Annotated in this window: 12 protein-coding genes; 8 read left to right on the forward strand and 4 right to left on the reverse strand. The window is 65.8% G+C overall.

Annotated features, from left to right (window positions below; translation table 11 throughout):
* Positions 1 to 46 precede the first annotated feature (46 nt).
* Positions 47 to 4,324, reverse strand: coding sequence for a YhdP family phospholipid transporter (locus NCR35_RS03345; RefSeq protein WP_250533051.1), 4,278 nt, complete (start codon positions 4,322 to 4,324; stop codon positions 47 to 49).
* Positions 4,325 to 4,522: 198 nt separating this feature from the next.
* Here NCR35_RS03345 and glnE point away from each other — a divergent pair, with 198 nt between their 5' ends.
* Positions 4,523 to 7,315, forward strand: a complete 2,793-nt coding sequence (gene glnE, locus NCR35_RS03350; protein ID WP_250533054.1) for a bifunctional [glutamate--ammonia ligase]-adenylyl-L-tyrosine phosphorylase/[glutamate--ammonia-ligase] adenylyltransferase — start codon at positions 4,523 to 4,525, stop codon at positions 7,313 to 7,315.
* 42 nt (positions 7,316 to 7,357) lie between these two features.
* On the opposite strand, the gene recN is transcribed toward glnE, so the two are convergent.
* Both recN and NCR35_RS03360 read right to left on the reverse strand, forming a co-directional pair.
* On the reverse strand, positions 7,358 to 9,010 hold the full coding sequence (recN, locus tag NCR35_RS03355; protein WP_250533059.1) for a DNA repair protein RecN: 1,653 nt from the start codon (positions 9,008 to 9,010) through the stop codon (positions 7,358 to 7,360).
* A 35-nt stretch (positions 9,011 to 9,045) separates the two neighbouring features.
* The gene (locus NCR35_RS03360) at positions 9,046 to 9,939 is read right to left on the reverse strand and encodes an NAD kinase (protein WP_244847922.1); all 894 of its coding nucleotides are present in this window, start codon (positions 9,937 to 9,939) and stop codon (positions 9,046 to 9,048) included.
* Between the two features lie 186 nt (positions 9,940 to 10,125).
* Here NCR35_RS03360 and hrcA point away from each other — a divergent pair, with 186 nt between their 5' ends.
* The 3 genes from hrcA (at position 10,126) to NCR35_RS03375 (ending at position 12,771) form a co-directional block, all read left to right on the forward strand.
* The gene (hrcA, locus tag NCR35_RS03365) at positions 10,126 to 11,142 is read left to right on the forward strand and encodes a heat-inducible transcriptional repressor HrcA (protein WP_175939498.1); all 1,017 of its coding nucleotides are present in this window, start codon (positions 10,126 to 10,128) and stop codon (positions 11,140 to 11,142) included.
* Between the two features lie 128 nt (positions 11,143 to 11,270).
* A complete protein-coding gene (gene hemH, locus NCR35_RS03370; protein WP_250533068.1) occupies positions 11,271 to 12,338 on the forward strand; it encodes a ferrochelatase in 1,068 nt (355 codons plus the stop codon).
* 25 nt (positions 12,339 to 12,363) lie between these two features.
* Positions 12,364 to 12,771 (forward strand): RNA-binding S4 domain-containing protein, encoded by a 408-nt coding sequence (locus tag NCR35_RS03375; RefSeq protein WP_250533069.1) that lies wholly within the window; start codon positions 12,364 to 12,366, stop codon positions 12,769 to 12,771.
* On the opposite strand, the gene NCR35_RS03380 is transcribed toward NCR35_RS03375, so the two are convergent.
* A complete protein-coding gene (locus tag NCR35_RS03380) occupies positions 12,743 to 12,904 on the reverse strand; it encodes a hypothetical protein (protein WP_250533070.1) in 162 nt (53 codons plus the stop codon). The two genes, NCR35_RS03375 and NCR35_RS03380, sit on opposite strands and share 29 nt — an antisense overlap.
* 362 nt (positions 12,905 to 13,266) lie before the next feature.
* Here NCR35_RS03380 and grpE point away from each other — a divergent pair, with 362 nt between their 5' ends.
* The 4 genes from grpE to dnaJ all read left to right on the forward strand — a co-directional run bounded on the left by grpE (position 13,267) and on the right by dnaJ (position 17,821).
* Complete coding sequence (grpE, locus tag NCR35_RS03385; RefSeq protein WP_250533073.1) at positions 13,267 to 13,869, forward strand: nucleotide exchange factor GrpE; 603 nt, start codon at positions 13,267 to 13,269, stop codon at positions 13,867 to 13,869.
* A 19-nt stretch (positions 13,870 to 13,888) separates the two neighbouring features.
* Positions 13,889 to 14,284 (forward strand): thioredoxin family protein, encoded by a 396-nt coding sequence (locus NCR35_RS03390; RefSeq protein ID WP_250471311.1) that lies wholly within the window; start codon positions 13,889 to 13,891, stop codon positions 14,282 to 14,284.
* A gap of 179 nt (positions 14,285 to 14,463) precedes the next feature.
* Entirely contained in the window at positions 14,464 to 16,416 is a 1,953-nt protein-coding gene (gene dnaK / locus NCR35_RS03395; RefSeq protein WP_175939504.1) for a molecular chaperone DnaK, read from the forward strand.
* Between the two features lie 268 nt (positions 16,417 to 16,684).
* On the forward strand, positions 16,685 to 17,821 hold the full coding sequence (gene dnaJ / locus NCR35_RS03400) for a molecular chaperone DnaJ (RefSeq protein WP_244847928.1): 1,137 nt from the start codon (positions 16,685 to 16,687) through the stop codon (positions 17,819 to 17,821).
* Positions 17,822 to 17,826: the final 5 nt, after the last annotated feature.

Raw genomic sequence — 17,826 nt, forward strand, 5'->3', positions numbered from 1 at the left:
GTCGAAAATGGACGCCGCCCGCGCGCCTTGCGAGTAAAACTCGCTTTTATTGAGCGGCTGACGGACGCGCGACGGCAGCGGGTGATTCGATCTTACCCTGATCGCCATGCAGGCGCTGAATGACCGGCTTGGTCCACGATCCGGTGATCGAGTAGTCGACCGCGAAGGCTTTCTTGATGGACTGCGACAGCGCGAGGTCGGCCGCGAGCGCGCCGAGACCGAGCAGCGGATTGATGACCGCCGCGCCGAGCGCCACCGCGCCCGCGCCGACCGTCGGAATCACCTTGACGCGAAGATCCTGCGTCTTCTTCGGCAGATCGACTGAGCCGTGCGCCTGCACGCGGGCGGGCGGCGTGATCATCGAAAGATCGTCGGTGCGGCCGATGCCGTCCGCGATGCGCGCATTGCCCGTGAGCTTCTCGAACGGCAGCCCCTTGCCGACCACATCCTCGAAATGCAGCGTGAGCAGGTTGGCGAGGCTGCGCAGGCTCAGAATGCCGAGCCACTTCGCGGCGGCCGGCGCGCGCAGAATCTGCCCGTGCCGCAGATCGACGGCCACCGTGCCGTCGAGCGTGGGCAGATCGACCGCGGTCGGACCGCCGTTCCAGCCCGCGTGACCGGATACCGAACCGGTGGCGCCATTGACCGAATGCGGCAGACCGAAGCGGTCCAGAAACTGCCCGCCGTTGCTCACGTCCAGCCTGAAATCCACCGAAGTGCGGCGGGGCGTGGCGTCGCCGTCGCGTGGCGGCCCAGCGCCCGGCAGCGCGCGCCAGATGGCGTTCGCGGTGAACGTCGCGTCCGGGTTGGCGAGCTGCAACTTGTCAAGCGTCCAGATCGGCTCATCGGCGACGACTTCGTTGTGCGCATCCACTTCGAGCCGGCCGAGATCGCGGCCTCGCAGAAGAAGCTGATTCACGATGACATCGATGGACGGCATGTTGCGCGGCGGCCTGCTCATCGCTTTCTCGGCCGGCGCGTTGTCCGCCTTGTCGGGAATCGCCACTTTGTCGAGCCGCGCCTGCACCGCGCCGGGGCCGCCTTTGACCGCGCCGGGCGTGAACGCGACGCTGCCCGTCACCTGATCCGATGCGATGTTCGCGAGCCACTTGCGATCGCTTGATTCCTCGCGCGCGTCGATGGCGATGTTCTCCCAGCGCCGGTCGAGGAGCTTCAGCGTGCCGATGTGCAGCGCGGCGCGCGTCGGCACGAACTGGCGGGCGGTGTCGCTCATGGGCGAAGCGGGCGGGGAGGGCGCAGAAGGCGAGGCGTTCGCGTTGGCGTCCGCGAACACCTTGCGCCACGCGTCGGCGTCGAGCGTCTTCAGGTCCACGTCGGCGGCCACGCCTTCTGCCGGCAAGTCGGCGGGCTTGTTCACGGCGATCGCGCCGCGCACGGCCTGCAGGGTCGCGCGCATGTTCATCGGCGCGGCCGGGTTTTCGGTGTCGATCTTCACTTCCGCCCGACCTATCCGCCGCAACTGGTAATGCGCCGCGAGCGGCCCGAGCGTGAGCCGCGCGTCGTGCAGATCCGACGCCGCGCCCGGCGCGGGCGCAAAGCTGAACGCGAAGGGCATCGGCGCGCCCTTCGCCTTGCCGAACGGCGCGGGCAAGTCGATGCCGACGCCCGTGAGATCCGCTTTCGCCTGCACGTCGGGCAGCGCGTTCTTCGCGCCGCGCACGTGCAGTTCATACGGCGCGGCGCCGTCGATGCGCGTCAGAAGCTGCGTGACCTGCGGCGTCATGCGTCCGTTGAAGCGCGCGGCGGCGTCGGTGCCGATGCGCCCGTTCACATCGAACGCATAGCTGCCGTCGGGCCGCACGCCGCCTGCCGCGCGCACGTCGCCGCCGAGCAGTTGCGCCGTGAGCGAATCGAGCGTGACGGTCTTCGCCGCGAAGTCCGCGCGGCCGCGCAAATGCGTGAGCGGCGGCAGATTGGCATACGCGACTTCATTGTCGGCAAAGGTCAGCGAGCCTTTGTACTCCGTGCGCAGCGGAGGGAGCGGCGGCGGCGGGCGGAAGCGCGGAATGCCGAGCGTGAGCGCGAGCGACGCGTTGCCCTTCGCGTCGAGCTTGCGCGTCGCGTGCTTCGCCATCAGGCCGAGCGAGCTGTTATCGACGTATTGCAGCATGTCGGCGAGCGGGCCGCGCGCCTGGCCGTCGATCCACAGCTTCGTCTCGCGGTTGCCCGTATCGTCGATACATCCGGTCACGCGCGACACCGCGACGCCCTTGTAATGCCCGCGATGAATGTCGAAGCCGAGCTTGTTCTGCGCGAGCGTGAACGTGCCGTCGATACCCTCGAACGCCGGCCAGAAATTCGGCAGGCCGTTGGCCATCTTGCGCGGCGGGAACGGCGTCGGATCGAACTTGCCGCCGGTGAACGGCGCTTCGATGCGAAACACGCCGGCATCGGGAAACTTGGCGTACGGAAAGCGCGTGAGATCGCCGTGCACTTCGAGCGTCGCGTTGCGCGCGACGCCCGCCTGCAACGCATGGCCGAGGTAGACGCGCACGCGCTCGTTCAGGCTCGTCGGCAGATAGCGCACGAGGTGCGTCGCGTTCAGATGCGCGACCTTCGCCTTCAGGTCGAGATTGCCGCGGCCGTGCCCCTGATTCCAGTACGCGGCGGTGACTTCGCCTTCGGCGTCGGCGTTTTTCACCCGCAGCGTGTCCAGATGAATGGTGAACGCGCGGCGCAGCTCGCCCGGCGCGATGGCATCCGCGACGGTCCAGGTCGCGTGGCCTTGCAGCGAATCGAAGATGAGGCGCGGGTCGTCGAACGCGCCGGGAATCGTCACGGCCGCGTTCTTCGTATCGATGCTGATGCTGCCTTGCGACTCGTTCGCGTCGACCGCGCCCCACAGGTTTTCGATGCCCGGAATGCCGGCGCGCGGGTGATTGTTCGCGGTGAGTCCCGGCGGCGGCTCCTGCGCCTGCACGCTGATGCCCTGCAACTCGCCCTTGAACGCATAGTGCAGCAGCTTCGCGTCGCCTTTTTCGCGCTGGCGCTTGACTTCTTCTTCGCTGCGCGGCGGCGCGCGTTCGGTGTAGATCGTGAAATTGGCGATCTGCCCGCGCGGATTGAAGCGCACGAGTTCGTTCAGCACGCGCGCCGGCACCGGCAGCGCGCGCGTGAATTCGGCGAGGATGCCGAGATCGGCTTCGTCGCCCGTTATACGGAAAAGCAGGCCGACGTTGACCGCCGCCGGGCGATACGTCGCGCTGAGCGTGCGCGAGGTCAGAAGGCGCGCGACCGGCGTGCCGTCTTCGAGCGCGGGCTGGCCGAGTTCGGCGCGCAGGTCGGACAGATTCAGCGTGTACGCGCCGTCCTTCTTGTCGACGGTCCAGCCGAAGCGCGCCACCGGAAGATCGAGGCGCGGCTGCATTGCCCGCACGCGCAGCGCGATGTTGCCGCCCGCGAGGTCGCCGTTCGCGCTCTGCAACTCCCCGCGCGCGAAGTTGACCCAGATGCGGTTCTCCACGCGGCCGTCGTAGATGGCGAACGGCATCTTCACGTAGCGCGCGAGCGTCGGCAGATCGAGCGGACCGGTCGACACGTACACGCGGCCCGTCCAGTTCGCGGGCGCGCCCATCGCGCTGAACGGCTCGTGGCGGAAGTCCGCGCGCAGGTCGAGCGGACCGTGCAGCACGTCGCCGTCGGGCGGCGCGGCGAGCGCCACGCGATGACGCACGCCGTCGTTCAGCACGGTGAGCCGCAGCCGCTTGAACGCGATCTCGGGCGCGCCGCGCTGGGCGTCGCGCCAACGCAGCGTGCCGTCGCGCAGCAGAATGTGCTGTTGGCCGAGCAGCCATGTGGTGAACGCGTTGGAGCCCGTGCGATGCGTCGGAATCGGAACGCCCGCGACCGTGACTTCGCCTTTCGCGTTGCGCGCGGCGATTACGTCGGGGCCATCGACGGTCAGATCCGCCAGTTTCGGCTTGAGCTGCACGAGCGAGCGCCACGCGATACTCGCGCTCGCGTGCGGCACCGCGAGCCCCGGCGAGCCGTCGGCGGCGTCGATGCGAAGATTGTCGATGTCGATGGTCGGCTGCATGCCCGACCATCGCGCGGACAGCCGGCCGATGCGCAACTGCGCGTGCATGCGCGTGGAGACGGCTTCTTCGATGCGCGGCCTGAACGAATCGATCTGCGGCAGCACGACATAGCGCAGGCCGAGATAGATGCACGCGACCGCGAAATACAGCACGGCCGCGATGACGAGAACGACTTTGAGAACGCGCGACAGAACGCGCTCGGCGTTGCCGCTGGGCTCGGCTTGTCCAACTTCGGTCGGGTCGACGGATCGTCTGCTGTCGGACATGCTGCGGCTGTTCGGCGATATGGTAGTTTTGCGTGTTCGACGCTGCAATGTATCACAGGGCAAGGCGCGGACATCTGCGGCGTGCGCGCGCCGGACCGCCCGCAAAGGCCCGCTGCGCAAGCCTTCCGGGCGGTGCCGCCGACGCCCGCCCGCGCACCGAAACACTCGACGCAAAGCAACCTGCGAGCCTAACCCTTCATGACCGATGTGACTCTGCGCAGTTCCGGCTACTCCACTTATGCAGCCCGCGCGTATGCGGCGCGCGCCGAACTGGCGTCAAACGTAGCGGAGTGGGCGCAATCGCCCGTCACGCGCGAGTGGATCGAAGCGCGTCTCGACGCGCACTGCGCGCGCGCTTCGTCTAACGGCGCGCTCGACGAAGCCGCGCTCAAAACCGCGCTGCGGCGCCTTCGCGTGGACGTGTTCTGCACGGTGATGGAGCGCGATCTGCGCGGCGCGGCCGATGTCGCCGAAGTCACCGGCGCAATGACCGATCTCGCCGAAGTCACCATTCAGCGCGCGCTCTCCGTGCTGACGGCGGACCTCGAAACGCTGTTCGGCGAACCGCGTGGGCCGAACGGCGAGCGGCTCACGCTCGGCGTCGTCGGCATGGGCAAGCTCGGCGGGCGCGAGTTGAACGCGTCGTCGGATATCGATCTGATCTTTGTCTACGAAGACGACGGCGAAACCGCTGGCGGCACGCGCGCGCCGCTCGCGACGCAGGAATTCTTCACGCGGCTCGGTCGGCGGCTGATCGGCGCGCTCGCGGAAATCACGCAGGACGGCTACGTGTTTCGCGTCGACATGCGGCTGCGTCCAAACGGCGATTCCGGACCGCTCGTGTGCAGCCTCGGCATGCTGGAAGAGTACTTCTACGTGCAGGGCCGCGAGTGGGAGCGCTACGCGTGGATCAAGGCGAGGCTCGTGTCCGAGCGCGAAAGCGAGTCCGCGCAGCGGCTCGCGAAGCAACTCGACGCGATCGCCACGCCGTTCGTCTACCGCCGCTATCTCGATTACGGCGTGATCGCGGCGATCCGCTCGCTGCATCAGCAGATTCGGCAAGAAGCGCGACGGCGCGCGTCCATGCGCCCCGACAAGGCCGACGACATCAAGCTCGGGCGCGGCGGCATCCGCGAGATCGAGTTCAGCGCGCAAGTGTTTCAGTTGATTCGCGGCGGGCAGGCAGCGGATTTTCGTATCCGGCCGACGCTCGCCGTGCTCGAACGCGCGGCGGCCAACGGGCTCATCGCGCCACATGTGCGCGATGCGCTCACCGACGCGTATCTCTTTCTGCGCACGGTCGAGCATCGTCTGCAATATCGCAACGACGCGCAGACGCACGCCATGCCCGTGGCCGACGAGGAGCGCGCGCTGCTCGCGTCGTCGCTCGGCTTCGCGGATTACGCCGCGTTGATGAAGAAGCTCGACGCGCACCGCGAATTCGTCGAGCAGCAGTTCGACGCGATCTTCGCCGACAAGGTGAGCGGCGAGCATGGCTGCGGCGTGGCGGAAGATTCGGCTGCGTCGTGGATCTGGAGCGGCGCGCTCGCCGACGAATCCGCGCAGGACGAACTCACCGCGCGTCTCATGGAACTGGGCTTCGCGGACCCGGCGCCGGTGCTCGCGCGGCTGACGGGCGTGTGGAACTCGTCGCGCTATGCCGGGCTGCCGGAACAAAGCCGTGGCCGGTTCGACATCGTCGTGCAGCGCGCGCTGGAAGCCGTGCAGTCCATCGAAGCGGCGCGCCGCGTGGACACCATCGCGCGTCTCTTCGATCTGCTCGAAGCCACGGCAAAGCGCGGCGCGTACCTCGCGTTGCTCACCGAATATCCGGCGGCGCTCGACCGCGTGCTCTCGGTGCTGTCGGGGTCGCGCTGGGCGGCGGGCTATCTGATCCGCCATCCGCAATTGCTCGACGAATTGCTCGACGACGAGGCGATTTCCAGCCCGTTCGACTGGCCCGAATTCCGGCGCGCGCTGAATGCGCGTCTCGCCGCCGCCGAGGACGCCGAGCATCAGATGGACTTGCTGCGCCACGCGCATCAGGCCGAAGTGTTCCGCATTCTGCTGCTGGATCTGGCCGGGCGGCTGACGGTCGAGCACGTGAGCGACCGCCTGTCCGAACTCGCGGACGCGGTGCTCGACGTGACCGTCGAAACTGTCTGGAAGCAGTTCCCGAAGCGGCATCGCGAGACGCCGAAGTTCTCGGTCATCGCGTACGGGAAGCTGGGCGGCAAGGAACTGGGCTACGCGTCGGATCTCGATCTGATCTTTCTCTACGACGACCCCGACGATGCCGCCTCCGACATCTACGCGATGTTCGCGCGCCGCTTGATTACGTGGCTCACGGCGGCGACGGGCGCGGGCACGCTATTCGACGTGGACCTGCGGCTGCGGCCGAACGGCGAGTCCGGGCTGTTGGTCACGAGCCTCGATTCGTTTCGCCGCTATCAGCTACGCGAGGGCGACGCGGCCAATACCGCGTGGGTGTGGGAGCATCAGGCGCTGTCGCGGGCGCGGTTCAGCGCGGGCGATGCCGACATCGGCGCTCAGTTCGAAGCGATCCGCGCCGACGTGCTCGTGATGGAGCGTGATGCGGCGGCGCTCGCGCTCGAGATCGTCGCGATGCGCGAGCGCGTGGCGGCGGGGCATCCCAATCGCAGCGATCTGTTCGATCTGAAGCATGATCGCGGCGGCATGGTCGATATCGAGTTCATCGTGCAGTACTGGGTGCTGCTGCACACGCGGACGCATCGCGCGTTCTTGCGCAACGCGGGGAATATCACGCTCTTGAAGATCGCGGCGCAGAGCGGCCTCATTTCGGAGCCGGATGCGGAGACGATCGGCGCGGCGTACCGGTATTACCGGAAGCTCCAGCACACGCTGCGGCTCGACGGCATGGAGAAGGCGCGCGTCGATCCGGCTGTCGTGCGCGTGGAGCGCGAAGCGGTGACGGGGCTGTGGCGGCGCGTGTTTGGGGATGGGATGTGAGCGGCGCATTGCGCGGGAAGGGCGGCGCCCCGCCCGCCGCGCTCACGCCGCCAGCATTTCCTTCGCGTGCTTGCGCGTCGTCGCGGTGATTTCGATACCGCCGAGCATCCGCGCCACTTCCTCGATGCGCTTCGCCTTGTCGAGCGGCGTCACGGTGCTGACGGTGCCGCCAGCATCATCGGATGATTTGGCGACCTGGAAATGCTGATCCCCGCGCGCGGCCACTTGCGGCAAGTGCGTGACGCACAGCACCTGACGGTCGCGCCCGAGTTGATGCAAGAGCCGCCCGACGACTTCCGCGACGCCGCCGCCGATGCCCGTGTCCACTTCGTCGAAAATGAGCGTGGGTGTCGGGCTCGCGGTGCTCGCGATCACCGCGAGCGCGAGGCTGATACGCGCCAGTTCGCCGCCCGAGGCGACCTTCGCGAGCGGCCGCAACGCGACGCCAGCGTGACCGGCGACGCGAAACTCGATCTGCTCCAGCCCGTTGGCGCCGCCTTCCGCAAGCGGCACGAGCGCGACTTCGAAGCTGCCGCCCGCCATCGACAACTCCTGCATGCCTTCGGTGACCGCTTTCGAGAGCGACTTCGCGGCCTTCGCGCGCGCCTTCGAAAGCACGTTCGCTTCGGCGAGATACGCATCTTTCGCTTTCGCGGCGGCGGCGTTCAGCGCGTCGAGATCCGCGGCGGCGTCGAGTTCGGCAAGCTGACGGCGGCGCGTTTCGTGTTCTTCCGGCAGCGCTTCGGGCTGAAGGCGGAACTTGCGCGCCGTCGAATGAAGCTGATCCATGCGTTTTTCGACTTGCGCGAGCCGGTCCGGGTCGAGCTCCAGCCGCTGCGCATAGTGCGACAGCGAGTAGGCCGCTTCCTGCAACTGGATCTCGGCCGGCTCCAGTGAAGCGAGCACGTCGTTGAGCGCCGGGTCGATGTCGGCCAGACCGCGCAGCTTCGACATGATGGCGCCGAGCTGGGAGATCATCGCGTCATCGGATTCGGACAGCGCGCCGAGCGCATTCTGCACGCCGTCGATCAGACTCGCCGAATGCGACAGCCGATGATGCTCCGCGCTCACTTCCTCCCATTCACCCGGCTGGGGCGCGAGCTTGTCGAACTCGCTGAGTTGCCAGGCAAGGCGTTCGCGCTCCAGTTGCAGTTCGCGGTCGCGGCTTTGCGCGGCATCGACGGCCTGCTGCGCTTCGCGCCAAGCCCGCCACGCGCGATTCACGGCGGCGGCCGTATCGACCAGACCGGCGTGCGTGTCGAACAGCTCGCGCTGCGCGTCGGGCCGCATCAATAACTGATGCGCGTGCTGGCCGTGAATATCCACGAGCATTTCGCCGACTTCGCGCAATTGCGTGAGCGTCGCCGGCGTGCCGTTGATGAATGCGCGCGAGCGGCCGCTCGAATCGATCACGCGGCGCAGCATCACCGTGTCGCCGTCTTGCGAGAGCGCGTGCTCGTCGAGCCAGCGAATCACCTGGGCGTGCGTGCCGAACTCGGCGGTGATGTCCGCGCGCGGCTCGCCGGTGCGCACGACGCTGGCATCGGCGCGCGCGCCGAGCGTGAGCGCGAGGGCGTCGATCAGGATCGACTTGCCCGCGCCGGTTTCACCCGAAAAAACCGTGAAGCCCGAATCGAATTCGATGTCGAGGGCGGCGACGATGACGAAGTCTCGAATGGAGAGATGACGGAGCATGGACGCTTCGGGAAGGGTTCGGCAAAGATGTGCGGTCAGACAGACGAGTCCTGCGAGGGATGCTCGTTCCAGTGCAGTTTCTTGCGCAGCGTGGCGTACGTGCTGTAGCCGACCGGATGCAGCACCGGCACGGTATGCCGGGAGCGCCGCACCTCGATGGCGTCGTTCAGTTCGACGGCGGTGAACGACTGCATGTCGAAGTTCACGTTCACGTCGCGCCCGCCGATGATCTGAATGGTGACCTTCGAGTCGTCCGGCAGCACGATCGGACGATTCGAAAGCGAGTGCGGGGCGATCGGCACGAGCACGAAGCCTTGCAGTTGCGGATGCAGAATGGGCCCGGCGGAAGAGAGCGCGTACGCCGTGGAGCCGGTCGGCGTCGCGACGATCAGGCCGTCGGAGCGCTGGTTGTACATGAAGTGGCCGTCCACCGACACGCGCAGTTCCGCCATGCCCGAGAAGCCGCTGCGATTCACGACCACGTCGTTGAACGCGAGCGCGTGGTAAATGGGCTTGTCGTTGCGGACGATTCGCGCTTCCAGCAGGCTGCGCTCCTCGCGCTCGAACTGCCCGGCGAGCATTTGCGGCACGCGTTCGTGCATTTCCTTGAGAGGAATGTCCGTGATGAAGCCGAGCCGCCCGTGATTCACGCCGATGAGCGGCGTTCTGTACGGCGCGAGTTGACGACCCACGCCGAGCATGGTGCCGTCGCCGCCGAGAACGACGGCCACATCCGCCCGCGCGCCGATCTCCGCGATGGACAGCGCGGGATAGTCGGTCACGCCGACATCCTTCGCGGTGCCGGCTTCGAACACCACGTCGAAGCCCTGGTTCGCAATGTGCTCCGCGAGCGATCGCAACGGCGCCTCGATGCCGGGTGTGTTGGTTCGCCCGACAAGGGCGACCGTCTTGAATTGGCCAATTTCCATGCCGGCATTACACCATAGGTCGAAGGCGAAAAGAACCGGGGCCGCGCGGTCTCTGACGCGTCCGGTTTGTCGCTAGAATGGAGCGGACATTGAACGATCGGCGCGCCGCCGAACGCGGCCCGGAACGGCGCGGGCCCGCGGCGGCAGCCGTCGCCGCGCTTTGACACGTTGCGTTAAAATTTGCCCATGCTAGACCCACGTGCACAAACCCTCCTGAAAACGTTGATCGAGCGTTACATCGCCGAAGGTCAGCCGGTCGGTTCGCGCACGTTATCACGTCACTCCGGCCTGGAACTGAGTCCCGCCACCATCCGCAACGTGATGTCGGACCTCGAGGACCTCGGCCTCGTCGCCAGTCCGCATACGTCCGCGGGGCGCATTCCCACGCCGCGCGGCTATCGCCTGTTCGTCGACACCATGCTCACGGTCGAAGCCCCGCAGGACGAGGCGATGACCACGGCCGTCAAGACCCGCCTGCAAGGCGAGGAGCCGCAGAAGATCGTCGCGGCGGCGGCGAGCGTGCTGTCCAGTCTGTCCTCGTTCGCAGGCGTGATCCTCACGCCGCGCCGCAGCCACATGTTCAAGCAGATCGAGTTCATGCGGCTGTCGGACAAGCGCATTCTGCTCATCATCGTGACGCCGGAAGGCGACGTGCAGAACCGCATGATGGCCACGCAGCGCGACTACTCGCCCTCGCAACTCACGGAAGCCTCCAATTACATCAACGCGCATTTCGCGGGCCTGTCCTTCGACGAAGTGCGCCGCCGGCTGCGCGAGGAAATCGACCAGTTGCGCGGCGACATGACGACGCTGATGCAAGCGGCGGTCGTCGCGAGCACGGCCGAGACCGATCCCGGCGAGACCGTTCTGATTTCCGGCGAGCGCAACCTGCTCGAAGTCGCGGACCTTTCGTCCGACATGGCGCGGCTGCGCAAACTCTTCGACCTCTTCGACCAAAAGACGAGCCTCCTGCAATTGCTGGATGTATCGAGTCACGCACAGGGCGTGCAGATTTTCATCGGCGGGGAATCGAATCTCGTGCCGATCGAGGAGATGAGCGTCGTGACCGCGCCGTACGAAGTGAACGGCAAGATCGTCGGCACGCTCGGCGTGATCGGCCCGACGCGCATGGCCTACAACCGCGTGATTCCCATCGTCGATATCACGGCGCGCCTGCTGTCGATGTCGCTCAGCCAGCAATAGCGCCCCTTTGCGGGCATAATGCCGCGCCGCCAGATGCGCCGCCACTAGGCCGTTCGGCCGATGCAGCGTGCTGGAGCGCGCCGCTATAATGGCCGTCACCTTTCGATGACTTTCGGCCGCCTTGCCCTATGCGTTTCGACCTCGAGTTGCCCTCGCAGCCCAGCGCCTCGCATCGCGTCGCGGTGCTGCTGATCAATCTCGGCACGCCGGACGCGCCCACGCCGCGAGCAGTGCGCAAATATCTCGCGCAGTTTCTGAGCGATCCGCGCGTCGTCGAGATTCCGTCGTTCATCTGGCAAATCATTCTGCGCGGCATCATCCTGCCGTTTCGCGGGCGCGCATCGGCCAAGAAATACGCGCAGGTGTGGATGCCCGAAGGCTCGCCGTTACGCGTCTATACGGAGCGGCAGGTCGAAGGCTTGCGGCGGCTTTTTGCGGCGAACGATTATCACGTTATCGTCGATTACGCGATGCGCTACGGCACGCCGGGCATCGGCGCCATGCTCAACCAGCTGAAGCTGGAAGGCGCCGATCGCATTCTGCTCGTGCCCATGTATCCGCAGTATTCGTCGTCGACCACGGCCACCGCTTTCGATGACGCCTTTACCGCGCTCAAGCGCGTGCGCAATCAGCCGGAGATCCGCACCATTCGCCATTACGCGGACCATCCGGCGTATATCGCGGCGCTCGCCGAGCAGGTGCGTGACTACTGGCGGCTGCACGGCCAGCCGGACTTCGCCTCGGGCGACAAGCTCGTGCTGAGTTTTCACGGCGTGCCCAAGCGGACCATGGACCTCGGCGACCCGTACCACGACCAATGCCAGTCGACCGGCTCGCTGCTCGCCTCCGCGCTGGGACTCACGCCGGTGGAATGCCGCGTGACGTTCCAGTCGCGCTTCGGCCGCGCGGAGTGGCTGCAGCCGTACACCGCGCCGACGCTCGCGGAACTGGGCGCGGCCGGCGTGAAGCGCGTGGACGTGTTCTGCCCCGGCTTCACGGCGGACTGCCTCGAAACCATCGAGGAAATCGGCATCGAAGTACGCGACGAGTTTCTGCAGGCGGGCGGCAAGGAGTTCCATCGCATTGCCTGCCTGAACGCGTCGCCTGCGTGGATCAAGGCGTTAGGCGAGATCGCGGCACAACATCTGCAAGGATGGCCTGTACAGGCCACGCAACCGGTGACGGTGGCGGCCTGAAACCGCTCATCGCACGAGAATCACCATGAATCACAAGATCACGACGGAACCGGGCGCGCGCCTGCGCATCGACAAATGGCTGTGGGCCGCGCGTTTCTTCAAGACGCGCTCGCTCGCGAGCGACGCAGTGGAGAAAGGCCGCGTGAGGATCGGCGGCGCGAACGTGAAGCCGTCGAAGGACGTGCGCGTGGGCGATATCGTCGAGATCGATATCGAGCGGATCGTGTGGCAGGTGCAGGTGCTTGGCCTGTGCGACGTGCGCGGCCCCGCGCCGGTCGCGCAGACGCTCTACGCCGAGACGGACGAAGGCCGGACCAAGCGGCTGGCGGAAGCGGAACGGCGCAAGACTTTTCGCGAGCCGGCCGCCGGCATGCAGGGCAGGCCGACGAAGCGCGACCGCCGCATCATCGACAGATTTTCAGGTTCGGATTGAAGAATTCTTCGACCGTCGCGTGAACGCCGCCGTACTCGGTGGTGCGGGCGGTCAGGGCGCCGGACATGCAGATGGTCGTGGTCCCCGCGACGAGTACCAGGGCGACCACCGCGATGGCTAAGGTCAGTTTCATGGTACCCCCGGGAAGCGGGAACGGCGGCTGGACGGCCGCGCGAGAATCAGGAAATTGGCGACGCTTAAGCGGTTTGTAGCAATCGTAGGATTAGGGTTAACGTGCGTCCTGCGGTGCTTGATCGAAGTGTAGGTGAGCCGCTGCATTCCCTCAATCTCAATTTACGCGATGCGGCGAAACGTCCGTTACCGCTTATTGTGCGCGCGGCCGTACTGGCACACTGGCGTTCAATTTTGATCTGACAAAGCCTTGAAAACTTTTCCGCTGCCCCAATTTCGGCAGCTAGCGCGAGGAAGCGCGCCGGCCGTCGATGGCCGGCGGCATTCCCGATCCATCCAATCACGGTAATGACACTCAGCGACATGGAAAACACGCAAGAGAATTCAGCGAGCCAGAACCCCACGCCCGCCGACGAAAACGCGCGCCAGGCCGCCGACTCCAATCAGGCAGCAACGCAGGCCGCCTCGGCAGAGGGCGCCGCTGCGCCGGAAGCCGCCGCGAACAGCACGAACGCCACCGAAACCGCACTGGCCGAAGCGCAAGCCCGCGTGGCCGCGCTGCAGGAAGAGTTCCTGCGGGCGAAGGCGGAAACGGAAAACGTACGCCGCCGCGGCCAGGAAGATGTGGCGAAGGCGCACAAGTTCGCCATCGAAAGCTTCGCCGAAAATCTGCTGCCGGTGCTCGACAGCCTCGAAGCCGCGCTGGCGGATCAGTCCACCGATCTCGCCAAGGTGCGCGAAGGCGTCGAACTGACGCTGCGCCAGTTGACCGGCGCGCTGGAAAAGGGCCGCGTCGTCGCACTGAATCCGGTCGGCGAGAAGTTCGACCCGCATCGTCATCAGGCCATCTCCATGGTGCCGGCGGATCAGGAGCCGAACACCATCGTTGCAGTGCTGCAGAAGGGCTACATCATCGCCGACCGCGTGCTGCGTCCGGCGCTCGTCACCGTCGCTGCGCCGAAGTAAGCCCGCGAGGTTCGCGATCATGGCCAACGTGCCCGTCGATTCGACCGCTTTCTCCGTCTTCGACATGCAGGAACTGGACGCCGCCGGCTTCGACGCCGGCCTGGCTTCGGCGGGCGACGAACTGGCCGTCGTGTTCTTCTGGGGCCTCGACTGCTTCAACTGCGAGATCGCGAAGAAAGCGATGCTCGCCCAGCCCGACGCCATTCGGGCGCTCGGACTGAAGTGGTTTCACAGCAATGTGTACGAGCATCGCGAGCTAGGCCGCCGGTTCATGTTGCACGGCGTGCCGACGTGGTTCTTCTTTCACCGCGGCAAGCGGCTCGGCCGCGCGACCGGCTGGCACGGTCTCGCGCAGTTCGAGGCGGCGGTCGCGGCGGCGCGCGAGAAAATCCGCGCGGCGGCAGCAAAGGAATGACGCGAGCCGGAGCGCGAAAAGTTATAGACCGCATTGCATTCAGGGTCTTGAAAACGAAACCGGCGCTCTTATCTTGCGTACAGGTATGAATTTTGGGCGTTCGGCCCGTTGAATCGGCCGCAAAAGCCGGCGTTCCCCGGCCGCAGCGCCAAAGCGATCAAAGCTAGGAGAGTATAAAAATGGGCAAAATCATCGGCATCGACCTCGGCACCACGAACTCGTGCGTGGCGCTGATGGAAGGCAATCAGGTCAAGGTCATCGAGAACTCGGAAGGCGCGCGCACCACGCCGTCGATCATCGCGTACATGGATGACAACGAGATCCTCGTCGGCGCGCCTGCCAAGCGTCAGTCGGTCACGAATCCGCGCAACACGCTGTACGCAGTCAAGCGCCTGATCGGCCGCCGCTTCGAAGAGAAGGAAGTGCAGAAGGACATCGGCCTGATGCCCTACAAGATCGTCAAGGCCGACAATGGCGACGCATGGGTCGAAGCGCACGGCCAGAAGCTCGCGCCGCCGCAAATCTCGGCGGAAGTGCTGCGCAAGATGAAGAAGACCGCTGAAGACTACCTCGGCGAGCCGGTGACGGAAGCCGTCATCACGGTTCCGGCGTACTTCAACGACAGCCAGCGTCAGGCAACCAAGGACGCGGGCCGCATCGCCGGTCTGGAAGTCAAGCGCATCATCAACGAACCGACGGCAGCCGCGCTCGCGTTCGGCCTAGACAAGGCTGAAAAGGGCGACCGCAAGATCGCCGTGTTCGACCTGGGCGGCGGCACGTTCGACATCTCGATCATCGAAATCGCGGATGTGGACGGCGAAATGCAGTTCGAAGTGCTGTCGACGAACGGCGACACGTTCCTCGGCGGCGAAGACTTCGACCAGCGCATCATCGATTACATCATCGGCGAGTTCAAGAAGGAGCAGGGCGTCGACCTGTCGAAGGACGTGCTCGCGCTGCAACGCCTGAAGGAAGCCGCTGAGAAGGCGAAGATCGAACTGTCGTCCACGGCGCAGACCGAAATCAACCTGCCGTACATCACGGCGGACGCGTCCGGTCCGAAGCACCTGAACCTTAAGATCACCCGCGCGAAGCTCGAAGCGCTCGTGGAAGACCTGATCGAGCGCACGATCGAACCGTGCCGCATCGCCATCAAGGACGCGGGCGTGAAGGTCGGTGAAATCGACGACGTGATTCTCGTCGGCGGCATGACGCGCATGCCGAAGGTGCAGGAGAAGGTGAAGGAGTTCTTCGGCAAGGAACCGCGCCGTGACGTGAACCCGGACGAAGCCGTGGCCGTGGGCGCCGCGATTCAAGGTCAGGTTCTGTCGGGCGACCGCAAGGACGTGCTGCTGCTCGACGTGACTCCGCTCTCGCTCGGCATCGAGACGCTCGGCGGCGTGATGACGAAGATGATCAACAAGAACACCACGATCCCGACGAAGCACTCGCAGGTGTATTCGACGGCGGACGACAACCAGAGCGCCGTGACGATCAAGGTGTTCCAGGGCGAGCGCGAAATGGCCGCAGGCAACAAGCTGCTCGGCGAGTTCAACCTCGAAGGCATTCCGCCCGCACCGCGCGGCGTGCCGCAGATCGAAGTGACCTTCGACATCGACGCGAACGGCATTCTGCACGTCGGCGCGAAGGACAAGGCGACTGGCAAGGAAAACAAGATCACCATCAAGGCGAACTCGGGTCTGACGGACGCCGAAATCGACAAGATGGTGAAGGACGCCGAAGCCAACGCCGAGGAAGATCACAAGCTGCGCGAGCTGGCCGATGCCCGTAACCAGGGCGACGCGCTGGTCCACAGCACGAAGAAGGCGGTTGCCGAGTACGGCGACAAGGTCGACGCTTCGGAGAAGGAAAAGATCGAAGCCGCGCTGAAGGACCTCGAAGAGGCGCTGAAGAACACGTCGAGCGACAAGGCGACGATCGAAGCGAAGATCGAGGCGCTGGCTACGGCATCGCAGAAGCTCGGCGAGAAGATGTACGCCGACATGCAGGCGCAGCAAGGCGCGGCGGGCGCGGCTGCCGGTGCGGCCGGCGCGGAAGCGGCATCGGCTGGTGCGAGCCAGCAGCATGACGATGTCGTCGACGCCGACTTCAAGGAAGTGAAGAAGGACTAAGCCGCAGAGCGCGTGGATGGCAACGTTCACGCGCTCGCGGTCTTTTCGCGGGCGGTATCGCGCGAAAAGACCGCGGCAGGACGCGTTGAGCGTCTGACGTGAAACGCGCCTGGCGAGCCACACGGCTCGACCGGGCACATTGTTTTTTTGGGGCGTCTTGCTGAAGGCGGGTTTTTGCAGCGAGGCGTCAGAGGTTACGCGCGGGCCGTTTGGTCCGAAGCATTCGAGAGGAACCGTCGCGGTCACTCCGCGGCGGCATGGAACCGACATGGCGAAACGGGATTACTACGACGTTCTGGGCGTTGCGAAGAACGCGAGCGACGACGAGATCAAGAAGGCGTATCGCAAGCTCGCGATGAAGTATCACCCTGACCGCAACCCGGACAACAAGAAGGCGGAAGAGAACTTCAAGGAGGCGAAGGAAGCCTACGAGATGCTCTCCGACCAGCAAAAGCGCGCCGCGTACGACCAGTACGGTCACGCGGGCGTCGATCCGAACATGGCGGGCGCGGGCGCGCAAGGCTTCGGCGGCTTTGCCGATGCGTTCGGCGATATCTTCGGCGACATCTTCGGGCAGGCGGCGGGCGGTGCTGCGCGCGGCGGCCGCGGCGGTCCGCAGGTGTATCGCGGCGCCGACTTGCGCTACAGCATGGAGATCACGCTGGAGCAGGCCGCGCATGGTTACGACACGCAGATCCGCGTGCCGAGCTGGGTCAACTGTAACGTCTGCCATGGCTCGGGCGCGAAGCCGGGCACCAAGCCGGAAACCTGCCCGACGTGTCACGGCCAGGGCCAGGTTCGGATGTCGCAGGGCTTCTTCAGCATCCAGCAGACGTGCCCGAAGTGTCACGGCAGCGGCACCTACGTTCCCGACCCGTGCGGCAACTGCCACGGCGCGGGAAAGGTGAAGGAAACGAAGACGCTGGAAGTGAAGATTCCGGCGGGCATCGACGACGGCATGCGCATCCGTTCGGCTGGCAACGGCGAGCCGGGCATCAACGGCGGGCCGAGCGGCGACTTGTACGTGGAAATCCACATCAAGCAGCACCCGGTGTTCGAGCGCGACGGCGACGACCTGCATTGCCAGATGCCGATTCCGTTCACCACGGCGGCGCTGGGCGGCGAGATCGAAGTGCCGACGCTGGCGGGACGCGCGAGCTTCACCGTGCCCGAAGGCACGCAGTCGGGCAAGACGTTCCGCCTGCGCGGCAAGGGCATCAAGGGCTTGCGTTCGAGCATTGCGGGCGATCTCTACGTGCACGTGCAGGTGGAAACGCCGGTCAAGCTCACCGATCAGCAGCGCGATCTGCTGAAGCAGTTCGAGAAGTCGCTGACGGAAGGCGGCGCGCGGCATAGCCCGCAGAGCAAAAGCTGGTTCGACCGGGTGAAGAGCTTCTTCGACTGATGCAG

Source organism: Caballeronia sp. AZ10_KS36 (genome assembly GCF_023631105.1).
In the GTDB taxonomy this organism is placed as follows: domain Bacteria; phylum Pseudomonadota; class Gammaproteobacteria; order Burkholderiales; family Burkholderiaceae; genus Caballeronia.